Source organism: Metabacillus niabensis (assembly GCF_020524345.1).
GTDB lineage: Bacteria > Bacillota > Bacilli > Bacillales > Bacillaceae > Metabacillus > Metabacillus niabensis_B.
This window is the reverse complement of sequence record NZ_JAIVLH010000001.1, coordinates 215543-227856: the sequence shown is the minus strand read 5'-3', so window position 1 is coordinate 227856 and position 12314 is coordinate 215543. Positions and strand designations below refer to the sequence as shown.

The window sequence follows — 12314 nt, the reverse complement described above, 5'->3', positions numbered from 1 at the left end:
GGAAAAGTCGGACGAAATTGGGGAAAAGAATTAATTGTAACTTTAGAAAGAAGAAATTTAAAAATGAAAAATAAAGCTGGATTATGAAGTATCTTCTTCACCTAAACAGCCGATAGATGATGAAGCAATAGGGGGAAATATACTTGTCTTAATCAAAAAGAATCTCATCTATAATTGAAGGGGGAAGAAGAAAAATTAATAACATTAAACAAAAAGTAAATACCCTGATGAATTTAACATAGGGGAAAATCGAATGTAAGTTTCCCCTTTACCCACTACTATCACCATCAACAAGATTGTTTTTTAAAACTGGTTTATGCCCTGTGTGCTCAATGCTTTTATCACTTTCTTTCAGATGAACATGTTTTACAAAAAAGTAGATAACAAAGTGTCCCGCACCAATAATTGCAAGTAAAACCGGAATACTTTGTTTTTCATCAAAGAAAGAAATAGCAATAATAAATCCAACTATTGAAACAATTCTTCCTGCATTAAGAAAAATCTCTTTTACGACAATATATTCAATTCTCGCCTTGGCAGCACTCCATGCTTTTCCTATAACGTCATATGTTAAGGACATGTATGGAACGAGTAACATTGGGTAGCCAATTGCAATAAGTGCTCCATAAATAAGTAATCTTTGATAGGTCACATCAAAAAGTATTAAGAAAATCGAAACATACAGTAACGTCCCACCAATTAGTATGAAACGTTTGCGCTTCGTTTTCTTTATCACTCTTGTCGCAAGATAATAGCCCAGAAAAGCAACCGCGGAATTAACCAAACCAAAAGTTCCTAATGCCAATTCACTTCCGGTAGAAATAAAAACAAATACACCAATTACAAAAGCAAAAGTTCCTTCACGTAAACCTTGAAAGAAATGTGCTCTGGTAATAAGCCCCCAATTTTTATTGGTTTTCCTTTCATGGAAAATTCGCGCTAATATATAATCTCCTTCTGCTTTTCTTCTCTTTAAAAAAAAGCTAAGCACTACTGCACCTGAAAACAAAATGAGAGAAATGGTGAAGATTGTTGTGTAACCAGTAAAATTTTTTAACCTGGAAATAACAAAGCCTGCAACGATCGGACCAACCATTCCTGCTGTGGAGTTCATGACTCCTAAAAATCCATTAAAAAAATCCCTCGTTTCAGGTTCTGTAATTTCAAATGTTAAAACATTGAATGCAAGCCAATAGAAACCATACCCTATCCCTAATGTACCACCTAAGAGAAAGAGAAACTTTGCAGCAGAGCCTCCAATCATGAGGACAATTAAGAAGAATGCAGCTAAGAAAATAACTCCAAGTCTTAAAACAATTACACGGTCAATTTTTTTAGCTAATCTACCTGCAAAGATAAATGTTAGAGGTTGCATGACCACTATTGATAAATTATATATGGCCAAGTCAATAAACTTTCCTGATTGTTTCCATAAGTAAACATTCACAAACGTATTAGAAAGCGCAATACTTAATGAATACAATCCACCAATCACCAATAATAAAACCAAATCCTTACTGACATCTACATCACCAATAATCTTCTTCATTTTTGACATAACAACTACTCCCCTTCAACTTCTAATACATAGTTTGTCTTATCGGATTGTAGTTATGTATTTAGATTGTAAATAGTCGCCGTCATTTAAGAGAAGATTTCAAATCAAAAAGGACTAACAAAATGTTAGCCCTCTCGGAAAAATTTTTTAATTATTATTATTTCGCTGCGTTAAAACGCTTAGAAACTTCATCCCAGTTTACTACATTCCAGAAAGAAGCAATGTAGTCTGGACGACGGTTTTGATAATTTAAGTAATATGCATGCTCCCAAACATCTAAACCAAGAACTGGTGTTTTACCTTCCATTAGAGGAGAATCTTGGTTTGGAGTACTAGTAACCTCTAGCTCACCATTATTTACTACTAACCAAGCCCAACCTGAACCGAAACGAGTAGTTGCAGCTTTAGCAAACTCTTCTTTGAAGCTATCATAGCTTCCAAATTTAGCGTTGATTGCATCAGCAAGCTCACCTGTCGGTTCGCCGCCGCCATTTGGTGATAAGATCGTCCAGAATAAGCTGTGGTTAGCATGTCCACCACCATTATTACGTACTGCTGTACGGATAGCTTCTGGAACAGCGTCTAAGTTAGAAACTAACTCTTCTACACTTTTCCCTGCTAAATCAGCATTGCCTTCTAATGCTGCGTTTACATTTGTAATGTAAGTGTTATGATGTTTTGTGTGATGGATATTCATCGTTTCTTTGTCAATATGTGGTTCTAGTGCATCATAAGCATAAGGTAATTGTGGTAATTCATAAGCCATTGTTAATTCCTCCTTAATATATGTACAAGTTAAAAGCCAATATAGGCTTCTCAATTCCTAGGTTACCAAAATTGTCCTATACTTTCAATTGAAAAGCCTTAAACACAAATAACAGTCTTCTCACAAAAAATAAATTATATGCAAGAGGTAATCCTACCTTAAAACCTGAAAGAGGAAATAAGCAATCATTATTAATTGAATTAGTCCTTTTGCAAAAACTCCGGAAATAAATCCTATTAAAGAACCAATACCCGCGTGAAGGGCATCTTTGAAGTTCTTTTTATGGAATAAAAGCTCTGCCATGACTGCCCCAATAAAAGGACCAATTATAATTCCAAATAACGGGATAATAAATGGACCGACTAAAAGACCGATTGTACTTCCCCAAATAGCCGCTTTACTACCTCCAAATTTTTTAACTCCTAATAGATTTGCAAGATAATCGGCTCCGAATAATAAAGCAATAAAAAGCCCTTGTACAATCCAAAATACCCATGTTAATTCAGTAAAAGTAAAGAACAAACCATATAATAAAAATCCTATGACAATAAATAACACACTTGGGATGATTGGGTAAATAAGTCCTATAAAAGCAATAACAAACATTAGAATGATTATTGACCAATAGATTATTTGTATGGCAAAAACCTCCTTGAAAAATTTTTTCACGGCTAATTAATACAAGTTTCTGTTCTTACTTAAAATTCCCCTCATTATCTTAAAGCTATTTTGATATTCTGTGCATACAACACCTTTTCCTCTAGCTTATATATATTGGACACAAATTATAAATGACATGTTGTATAAGTATAAAGAATTTATACAACATTCATTTTTAGTTTAAGTTAAATTGTTTGGAAATACCAGATAATGAATTGGATAATCCTTTTAATTGTAAGCCAATTTCATGAGTACTTTCCATCTGTTGTATTTGGTCATTACTTGTTGAAAGCATTTCTTCAGTACTGGCAAGGGTTTCTTGTGAAATGGATGCAAAGCTTAATGTTTGTTCCTCAAGGTCTGGAAGTACTAATTTTAATTTTTGAAGCTCACCTTGCATTCCTTGGAGCTTCTTACTAACTGTATCGATTTCTTTCATTAATTCATCAAATGATGCTTTTGAATCGTTTGCCGTTTCTAGATAGCGTCTTATCTTTATAAGCATTTCATCAAATTCATTTGTAGCACGTATAGTTACGTCTTCCATTTCGGAAATTGATTTGGAGATGTCTACAGTAGCAGAAGAAGATTGCTCAGCTAGTTTACGTACCTCGTTTGCAACGACGGCAAATCCTTTTCCTGCTTCTCCTGCCCTTGCTGCCTCGATTGTGGCATTAAGAGATAATAACTTCGTCTGATCAGCAACACCTTTTATTAAACCTACAAGATTTGTTATTGAAGTTGAATGTTCTTTTACTTCTTGTATGGTTGATGTCATGTGTTCAAAATCTTTCTCAAAACTGTTAATGGTATTAATTAAGTATGTATTATTCTTTTCTCCACGCTTAGCAGATATATTCATATCCTCAGAGCTTTGAAATACCATATCCATACCTGAGATTAATATTTGTATTTTTTGTTTCATTGATTGAAAGCCATTTACACTACTATCCGAGCTGCTTGCTGTTTGTTCAGCTCCGTGTTTTACAACATTAATGGCAGTTATTAACTGTCTGCTATAAGAAAGCGCATCTTCAGAAGAAAGACTCAATTTTTCACCGGTTGTTTCCAGCTCTGTTGTTGTTTCATTTATTTCATTTATAACGTTACTCATCTGTTCTATCATCATATTAAAGCTTACTTTTAGTGATTGAAGCTCTGGAATGGTTGTATTAATTAAAGCTTTTTTCTTTAAATTCCCTTCGCGTACCTCTGTCATAACATTTCGAAGTTCAGTTAAAGGTTTTGTTACACTTCGAACAAATAAAATTAGCAAGAAAATTGAAATAACTAAACTCACAACAATTACAGCGATCATAAATTGTGCCATTTCATTCACTGGCCCCAAATAAGATGCTGTTGGAACGATTAAAAGGTATTTCCCATTAACCTCAGGCATGTTAATAACAGAAATTGTATAGTCTTCCCCCTTAACTGTTTGGTGAAAGACCCCTTTTTCTTCTTTTGAAATTTTTTCCTTAAAAGCATCTGTGAAAGGGATATTTGAGTGATTACTTACTTTAAATGTGTTGATTTCTCCATTGGCATAATAATATAAATGAGATTGAATCCCGTCTGTTTCTAACTCTCGCTGTTGGTCACGAATACTAATCTCTAACTGCTGCATAAAATATGCATCATCACTTACATATAAAAACTTCAAGTTTTTAGCAACGTATGTCATAACTTCAGATTCACGACTTATACGATTTTCAATTGTTTCAATAGTTGTATCCTTCGCCTTAAGATAGGAACTAATACCTACAATAGTAACGGAAACAATTAATAAGAAAATAAATAAGAACAATAATCGATTTTGCAAATTAAACTTTTTAAATGCTTTATCAAATAAACGGTTGGATGCAGATACATTTTTATTAGTATTTTTCTTGTTCTGATTAAGCTTCTTCTGGTCAAACTTCTTATGTATAAAAATATTATTGATGTACTCAAGCCAATTCTTTCCCAAACCGAATCCTCCATCTCTCGTGTAATTTCGACTAATTATAACATCGAAATATTAAGCTAGTGTTAAGATTAAAAACACGTCAATAAGACAGATTACTTATTTTCAACCAAGGATTCATGACCTGCTATTGTCCTATCTTTTTTTATTGCTGAAATTATATAAAAGAAAAAGACTGTATTAAATTTACATTAACACAGCCTTAAAATAAGAAACCTTGTTTCCCTTATATATTCAATTTAAGATTAGTCTCTATAACCTAAAACAGCTTCTGCAATATTAACGGAATGATCTCCAATTCGTTCTAAATTGCTTATGATGTCAACAAAAACGATACCAGCTGAACCTGTACAGCTACCTTCGTTAATACGCATAATATGCTTTTTACGAAGGGTTCTTTCCATCTTATCAATTTGCTCTTCAGATTTTAATACTTTTGATGCTAACGCTGTATCTTTGTCATCAAGAGCTGTTACTGAATCTTTTAACGTTTGAATCGTTAATTCGAACATATCTTCTAAATCTTTTTTAGCTGAATCAGTTAGTTTAACTTTGTTTGTTAGTTGGTAACCAACTAATTCTACTACATTTTCAATATGATCACCAATACGTTCGATATCCCTAACTGTGTCCATTAGCATGCTATGTTCTTCAGACTCTGTCGGGGACATTTCACTTCTTGATATAAGTATTAAATAGTCTGTAATTTTTCGATCTAGGTTATTAATCGCATCTTCAAGTTGCATGGCGGTGTCTGCATTCTTCTGAGAGTATGTTGCTTGGTAATCTCTTGCTGCTTCCAAACCAATTGTTGCAAACTGTCCCATACGAAGGACTTCTTCCTTTGCCTGCCCCAGTGCAATAGATGAAGATTGTTCTATAAATATCGGATCTAAGTGTTTTGTTTTATACTCAATTACTGAATCTTCACCAGGAATTAACTTCGTCACAATAAACGCTAAGAAACCAATAAATGGTAATTGGATCAACGTATTCGTAAAATTAAAAGTACCGTGTGCAAAAGCAATCGTCATTTCTGGATTTAAATTTAATGCTCCTTGTAAATACAGCATAAAACTTGTAAATATAGGTAAGAAAATAAGAAAAATGGTTGTTCCAATTAAATTAAAAATAACATGTGTCAATGCTGCTCTTCTTGCTGCTATAGAAGCGCCAATAGATGCTAACACTGCGGTAATTGTCGTTCCAATATTATCTCCAAAAAGAACAGGAAGTGCCGCATTAATATCTATTAATCCCTGGCCAAATAACTCCTGTAATATTCCAATCGTTGCACTGGAGCTTTGAACAATAACAGTAAAAAGGGTTCCAACTACTACACCCAATAACGGATTGGTACTCATACTAACTGTCAAATCATGAAATGCCTCTAAGGTGCGGAGTGGTTTCATTCCATCTCCCATTAATTCCAATCCAAAGAATAAAGCACCAAACCCGAAAACAATTTGACCGATATTATGTATTCTTTTGTTTTTAAAGAAAAATAGTAATATTGCTCCAACAGCGATTATTGGCAGCGCGTAATCCGAAACTTTAATACCGATAATAAATGCCGTAACGGTTGTCCCAATATTAGCCCCCATAATTACACCGATAGCTTGTCTAAGACTCATAAATCCAGCACTTACTAAACCAACCGTAATAACAGTTGTTCCACTACTGGATTGAATTAATACCGTCACAATAACACCCGCTAAAACACCCATTAACGGATTTGTCGTAAACTTATCCAAAATGTCTCTCAACTTATCACCGGCTGATCGTTGAAGACCATCTCCCATATACTTGATTCCGAATAGGAAAATCCCTAATCCACCAATGAATTCAAATATCATCTTCTGGATATCTAATTCCAAAATTTCCAACTCCTCATTTCGTCTTTTGTCGACAAACATCTACAACCCTTACAATTATTAACGAAATACTGTTTTATTGTAAAGAGATTTATTAAAAATATTTACAAAAAATTTATAATATCTTTACAAAGTGAATTTTATATGATTATTGCTTTTATCTGGCCTCGATTCCTTGTCATTATCTATCAAGGGATATAAAATAGAGAGCGTAAACTTTTGAAGGATGTGTCTTCTTAGCATGAATATATTTAAGCAACTTTATGTAAGTATTTATTCTCCAAAATCGATTTCGAAATTTCGGTTCCAAGGAATAGGCAAAACGATTCTGTTCGTCTTTATTTTATCCTTGTTAAGCACCTTACCAACTGCTATTTATTTTTCAAGCAGCTTAAGTGAAGGCTTAAAAAGTTTTGATGAAACACTAAGTAATGATTTGCCTTCTTTTACAATTGAGAATGGTTTACTATCTACAGACTCAGAAAAACCTGTAGAAATAAAGAAGGATGGATTTTTCATCATTTTAGACGGTTCTGGAGCTTATGGTGTGGAGGAGATGGAAGCAAAAGAAAATGCAATTGGGATATTATCAGATAAATTTGTTTTTGCGGCAAATGGTCAAGCACAAACCTATGAATATTCACTGTTGAACATGACCATCTCAAAGGAAGATATCATGGAGATCACATCACAGTTCAACCAGCTGCTTCCAATCGTACTTACAATCATGATTCTTGTTATGTATTTATTTGGTGCATTCGTCAAATTTATTGAAATCACCATATTAGCTTTGTTTGGCTTGGCATTCAAAAACAGTCTGCAGCGAAAAGTTAACTTTAAACAATTATGGGTGATTGCAGCATACTCTACAACATTAGCGACCATCTTCTTTATCATCATGGATAGTTTGCAAGTGGTTGTTCCAAGCGGATTCTTATTGAATTGGTTTGTTCATTTAATTGTCCTATACCTTGTATTAAAAGAAATCCCACCAAACAAGAAGAAGAATGAAACCACTTAAAAAACGCGGAGAAATCCGCGTTTTTTAAGTTCCATGTATAATTTTTTTACATTTATATAGAAGATTCGAAAAAGCAGACATATTTAAATAGGACAAGCATAGGATCATTATATAAAATCCTTTCATTGGAGGATCTAAAAAATGAAGCGATTCTCAATTTTACTCCTATGTTTTTTTATTTGTTATATTATTTATTATGATTTAAAAGTTGGCACACTCCCAGTTATGAATAAAACTGCTATTGTATCTTCAGTACCCAACAAAAATAGTGAAGATAAACAAGCAGCTTTTTATGAACATTCTGTCAAACAAGGTGATACTGTTTTAACGATTACAGAGAAATACCATGGTACACTTCCAATTTCAATTGATCAGCTTGTTATGGATTTTGAAAAACTTAATCCTGGTGTAAAAGTGGAGGAAATTCAGGTTGGTACTTCGTACTTTTTTCCAGATTATAAATAATAGATCATCCTTGTCAATTCATAAACCGCCCTGTAAAATGAGGTTGGAAAGTAGAATTACTAGAAAAAAAGAAGAAACTCAAGTATCATAAAGGTATATGTTCATGAAATGCTTAAACTAATTTAAGGAGCGATTTACACGTGAGTGAAATCATACATCGTACGAAAACAAGACCTGTAAAAGTCGGGAATTTAACGATTGGTGGAAATAATGAAGTTGTTATTCAAAGTATGACAACAACTAAAACCCATGATGTTGAGGCAACTGTAGCTGAAATTAACCGTCTTGAAGAAGCAGGTTGTCAAATTGTACGTGTTGCATGTCCTGATGAACGTGCAGCTAATGCAATTGCTGAAATTAAAAAAAGAATTAATATTCCACTCGTTGTTGATATTCATTTTGACTATAAACTCGCGTTAAAAGCCATTGAAGGCGGAGCAGATAAAATTAGAATCAACCCTGGGAATATAGGGAGAAGAGAAAAAGTAGAAGCTGTCGTAAAAGCAGCAAAAGAGCGTAAAATTCCAATTAGAATCGGAGTAAATGCAGGCTCGTTAGAAAAACGAATTTTAGAAAAATATGGTTATCCAACTGCAGATGGTATGGTTGAAAGTGCCCTGCACCATATAAAAATTCTAGAAGATTTGGACTTCCATGATATTATAGTTTCAATGAAAGCTTCAGATGTAAACTTAGCCATTGAAGCATACGATAAAGCATCAAGAGCTTTTGACTATCCTTTACACTTAGGTATTACAGAATCAGGTACACTTTTTGCAGGAACTGTAAAAAGTGCAGCTGGTTTAGGAGCCATTCTTAGCAAAGGAATTGGAAATACGGTACGTGTTTCTTTAAGTGCCGATCCAGTTGAGGAAGTTAAAGTTGCCCGTGAACTTTTAAAATCATTCGGCTTAGCAGCAAATGCTGCAACATTAATTTCATGCCCAACTTGCGGAAGAATTGAAATTGATTTAATAAGCATTGCAAATGAAGTAGAAGAATATATCTCACAGATTAAAGCACCGATTAAAGTAGCTGTTTTAGGTTGTGCTGTAAACGGTCCTGGTGAGGCTCGTGAAGCAGATATTGGGATAGCAGGTGCTCGTGGAGAAGGTTTACTGTTCCGTAAAGGAGAAATCGTTCGCAAAGTTCCTGAAGCGACAATGGTTGAGGAACTAAAAAAAGAAATTGATAAAATTGCTGAAGAACATTATGCTAAGCAGGCCGCAGAGAAAGCTGAAGCAAACGCATAAATAAATTCATAAATGACAAAGGATATACCACAATCTGTGGATATCCTTTTTTCGTTGTCTTTATACATCTTCAGGTAAGATAAACGTTCCAAAATTGCTGCTATTGGACAATGAGAGAGCTGAATCCTCTTCCCTGCTATCATCTTTGTAAAACTGTTCCTGGAGCTTCATATTAGCCTCATATGCATCATTATTTATTTGACTGGATTTCACTGGATTGTGAATAGATTGTTTCTTTTTCATTTCCATGTGCCAAATCCCCCTATCGCTAAAACACTGATGATTGAAATAATAAATTGGGGATTGACCATAAAGATCAATCCCCAATTTCAATGTCTAATCAGCTATTCTAAAAGAACGGCATGATAAAGATCCCTAAGATAATTGAAACGACACCTATTCCAATTGCCCAAGCTCCTGTTGTAAGAGCCCCTCTTCTTCTGGCAATAAATCCAACAATTATACCTGCTGCTCCTAAAATGACAGGTAAGATAAATAGTGAAATGATGGATAAAGCTAAGGCCAGATATCCAATCCCTTTGCCTTCACCAACTCTTTCACCTCGATCAGTCTCAGTATCAGCTGCCTTATAGGTACCCCCCATATTAACCGGGGCTGCAATTTCAGCAGCTGCTTCTGTTTCATAATCTGTTTCTATTTCTCGATCTAGCGGCGTGATTCCCCTATAATCAGGATTGTCAAAACGATCTCGTTCATTGAACTTATTTTCGTCTGCCATGTAGATCCCATCCTTTCTTAAATAAAGGAGCATTCTTATTATAAACTTAGTGACAAAAAGTATAACTGTAAAACTTTTCTGTTCGATTAAAAATTTTGTATGGTACACTATGTATTAGGACTTCATGAAGGAGAGAAAAAAATGTTACGACTAGGAATCGACATAGATGGAACGGTTACAGATCCGCAAACCTTTTTACCTTATTTAAATCAGTCATTTAAAAAATCCTTGACATATCAAGATTTAACTCAATATGATTTAACAAAAATTTATAACATCACAGATGCAGACTTTTGGAGCTGGATGGACGAATTTGAGCCAATTATCTATAAAGAAGCACCACTTGCTTTACATGCAAAAGAAGTATTAGATGAATGGAAAGATATGCATCAATTAATGTTTATTAGCGCTAGAAGAAAGCATTTAATGGAAATCACAAATCAATGGTTCAAAGATAAAGACCTTTTTTATCACCATATTGAATTAATTGGGAGCCATGATAAACTTGCTGCTGTTAAGGAAAATAATATTTCTATTTTTTTTGAGGACAAGCATGATAATGCCTGTATGATAAATGAAGAACAAGGTATACCAGTTATCTTATTTAATACACCTTATAATCAAGATCCAATTCCAAATGGGGTTATTAGAGTAAATGATTGGCGTGAGGCAAAGAAATGGGTCCAGCAATGGACTGAAATAAAGATATAAGAAAAAGGAAGGCTAAAAAAATGAAGCCTTCCTTTTTTCTTTATATTTGACATTGAGGGCATCTTCCATATACTTCAAACTTATGGCCGCTTATATCATAGTTATTTAGGCTATCCGTTAGATTTCCCATTGGACAACCAGGAAGTTCTTTCGTTTTTCCACATTTCATGCAAATAAAATGATGATGATGGTGTTTTGTGCTACATGTAAATCGAAAGTGCTTTTCACCAGATAACTCTGTCATTTCAAAAATCCCAAGATCAGCAAATAGAGAAAGGTTTCGGTAAATTGTATCGAAACTTAAACCTGGATAATCACCTTTCAAAAATTCCAACACATCTTTTGCTGTAAGGTACTTATCATGGTCAGCAAAGAGTTGGAGCATCTCTTCTCTTTTACTTGTGTATTTGTATCCTTTTTCTTTTAATAAGTCGAGAGCTTCTTGAACGTTCATGAAACTTTCCCCTTTGTATATTTAGTCCATATTATTGTCATAATCAAAATAAGAACTGATAGGATGACAATTGTTCCCCCAGGTGCTAAATCTAAATAATAGGCTAGGAATAATCCAATAATAACAGATATTTCACCAAATAGTACAGAAAAGAAAATCGTTTGCTTAAATCCTTTAGCAATTCTAATACTTGCAGCAACAGGTAAAGTCATAAGAGATGAAACCAACAAAATCCCAACAATTCTCATTGAGCCTGCAATGACAAGCGCCAACATAAAAATAAAAATAAAGTGAATAACTTTGGCACTAATACCAGATGCTACGGCATGTTCTTCATCAAATGATAACAAAAAGAGTTCTTTGTATAGGAAAAATATGACGAAAATAACTGCAACTGTAATTGCTGAGATTACATACATATCTGTACGACTTACAGCACTTATACTACCAAATAAATAACTGAATAAATCGGTATTAAAGCCGTCAGCAAGCGAAATAAATATAACACTAATCCCCACACCTGCCGATAAAATAATTGGAATAGCCAATTCTTGATAATGTTTATAAACGGTTCTAAGTTTTTCTATGAAAAGGGAACCACTCACTGAAAATGCCATGCCTAAATATAGTGGATTAATTCCCACAAAAGCTGTTACTTTTTTTTCCAATAATAAACTGGCGGCAATTCCAGCCAATGTAACATGACTAAGTGCATCTGCGATTAAAGACATTCTTCTTACAACTACAAATACACCAAGTAAAGGGGCAATTAACCCAATAAGCATTCCAGAAATAAAGGCATTTTGTAAAAATTCATATTGAAAAAGACTACTTAACATTTCATATT

Annotated in this window: 13 protein-coding genes; 4 read left to right on the top strand and 9 right to left on the bottom strand. The window is 33.9% G+C overall.

Annotated features, from left to right (window positions below; genetic code table 11):
* Positions 1–268: 268 nt before the first annotated feature.
* The 5 genes from LC095_RS01135 to LC095_RS01115 form a co-directional block, all read right to left on the bottom strand.
* A complete protein-coding gene (locus LC095_RS01135; protein WP_226526429.1) occupies positions 269–1558 on the bottom strand; it encodes an MFS transporter in 1290 nt (429 codons plus the stop codon).
* Between the two features lie 157 nt (positions 1559–1715).
* Positions 1716–2324: a superoxide dismutase SodA gene (gene sodA, locus LC095_RS01130; RefSeq protein WP_026558739.1), complete on the bottom strand. Its 609-nt coding sequence runs from the start codon at positions 2322–2324 to the stop codon at positions 1716–1718.
* 153 nt (positions 2325–2477) lie between these two features.
* On the bottom strand, positions 2478–2963 hold the full coding sequence (locus LC095_RS01125) for a DUF456 domain-containing protein (protein WP_226526727.1): 486 nt from the start codon (positions 2961–2963) through the stop codon (positions 2478–2480).
* A gap of 196 nt (positions 2964–3159) precedes the next feature.
* Entirely contained in the window at positions 3160–4953 is a 1794-nt protein-coding gene (locus LC095_RS01120; protein ID WP_226526428.1) for a methyl-accepting chemotaxis protein, read from the bottom strand.
* A gap of 242 nt (positions 4954–5195) precedes the next feature.
* On the bottom strand, positions 5196–6866 hold the full coding sequence (locus tag LC095_RS01115) for a Na/Pi cotransporter family protein (RefSeq protein WP_413467439.1): 1671 nt from the start codon (positions 6864–6866) through the stop codon (positions 5196–5198).
* 199 nt (positions 6867–7065) lie between these two features.
* Here LC095_RS01115 and LC095_RS01110 point away from each other — a divergent pair, with 199 nt between their 5' ends.
* The 3 genes from LC095_RS01110 (at position 7066) to ispG (ending at position 9563) form a co-directional block, all read left to right on the top strand.
* Positions 7066–7845 carry a DUF1189 domain-containing protein gene (locus tag LC095_RS01110; RefSeq protein ID WP_226526426.1) on the top strand — a complete coding sequence of 260 codons (780 nt, stop codon included), beginning with the start codon at positions 7066–7068 and terminating at the stop codon, positions 7843–7845.
* A 141-nt stretch (positions 7846–7986) separates the two neighbouring features.
* The gene (locus LC095_RS01105) at positions 7987–8310 is read left to right on the top strand and encodes a hypothetical protein (protein ID WP_226526425.1); all 324 of its coding nucleotides are present in this window, start codon (positions 7987–7989) and stop codon (positions 8308–8310) included.
* Between the two features lie 140 nt (positions 8311–8450).
* Positions 8451–9563: a flavodoxin-dependent (E)-4-hydroxy-3-methylbut-2-enyl-diphosphate synthase gene (gene ispG / locus LC095_RS01100; protein ID WP_226526424.1), complete on the top strand. Its 1113-nt coding sequence runs from the start codon at positions 8451–8453 to the stop codon at positions 9561–9563.
* A gap of 60 nt (positions 9564–9623) precedes the next feature.
* Here ispG and LC095_RS01095 read toward each other — a convergent pair whose 3' ends face one another.
* Together LC095_RS01095 and LC095_RS01090 are read right to left on the bottom strand one after the other, a co-directional pair.
* Positions 9624–9812 carry a hypothetical protein gene (locus LC095_RS01095; RefSeq protein WP_226526423.1) on the bottom strand — a complete coding sequence of 63 codons (189 nt, stop codon included), beginning with the start codon at positions 9810–9812 and terminating at the stop codon, positions 9624–9626.
* Between the two features lie 100 nt (positions 9813–9912).
* A complete protein-coding gene (locus tag LC095_RS01090; protein ID WP_078432546.1) occupies positions 9913–10302 on the bottom strand; it encodes a hypothetical protein in 390 nt (129 codons plus the stop codon).
* A 141-nt stretch (positions 10303–10443) separates the two neighbouring features.
* Between LC095_RS01090 and LC095_RS01085 the strand changes: the two genes are divergently transcribed.
* Positions 10444–11013 carry a hypothetical protein gene (locus tag LC095_RS01085; protein ID WP_226526422.1) on the top strand — a complete coding sequence of 190 codons (570 nt, stop codon included), beginning with the start codon at positions 10444–10446 and terminating at the stop codon, positions 11011–11013.
* Between the two features lie 40 nt (positions 11014–11053).
* Here LC095_RS01085 and LC095_RS01080 read toward each other — a convergent pair whose 3' ends face one another.
* The gene (locus LC095_RS01080) at positions 11054–11467 is read right to left on the bottom strand and encodes a Fur family transcriptional regulator (RefSeq protein ID WP_226526421.1); all 414 of its coding nucleotides are present in this window, start codon (positions 11465–11467) and stop codon (positions 11054–11056) included.
* Positions 11464–12306, bottom strand: a complete 843-nt coding sequence (locus tag LC095_RS01075) for a metal ABC transporter permease (protein WP_226526420.1) — start codon at positions 12304–12306, stop codon at positions 11464–11466. Before LC095_RS01075 ends, LC095_RS01080 begins: the two co-directional genes overlap by 4 nt.
* Positions 12307–12314: the final 8 nt, after the last annotated feature.

What these genes read in the sequence shown, in the direction of transcription:
- LC095_RS01135 (WP_226526429.1), bottom strand. Translation starts at nt 1,558, where the DNA reads ATGTCAAAAATGAAGAAGATTATTGGTGATGTAGATGTCAGTAAGGAT.
- sodA (WP_026558739.1), bottom strand. Translation starts at nt 2,324, where the DNA reads ATGGCTTATGAATTACCACAATTACCTTATGCTTATGATGCACTAGAA.
- LC095_RS01115 (WP_413467439.1), bottom strand. Translation starts at nt 6,866, where the DNA reads ATGTTTGTCGACAAAAGACGAAATGAGGAGTTGGAAATTTTGGAATTA.
- LC095_RS01110 (WP_226526426.1), top strand. Translation starts at nt 7,066, where the DNA reads ATGAATATATTTAAGCAACTTTATGTAAGTATTTATTCTCCAAAATCG.
- LC095_RS01105 (WP_226526425.1), top strand. Translation starts at nt 7,987, where the DNA reads ATGAAGCGATTCTCAATTTTACTCCTATGTTTTTTTATTTGTTATATT.
- LC095_RS01095 (WP_226526423.1), bottom strand. Translation starts at nt 9,812, where the DNA reads ATGGAAATGAAAAAGAAACAATCTATTCACAATCCAGTGAAATCCAGT.
- LC095_RS01090 (WP_078432546.1), bottom strand. Translation starts at nt 10,302, where the DNA reads ATGGCAGACGAAAATAAGTTCAATGAACGAGATCGTTTTGACAATCCT.
- LC095_RS01085 (WP_226526422.1), top strand. Translation starts at nt 10,444, where the DNA reads ATGTTACGACTAGGAATCGACATAGATGGAACGGTTACAGATCCGCAA.
- LC095_RS01080 (WP_226526421.1), bottom strand. Translation starts at nt 11,467, where the DNA reads ATGAACGTTCAAGAAGCTCTCGACTTATTAAAAGAAAAAGGATACAAA.
- LC095_RS01075 (WP_226526420.1), bottom strand. Translation starts at nt 12,306, where the DNA reads ATGTTAAGTAGTCTTTTTCAATATGAATTTTTACAAAATGCCTTTATT.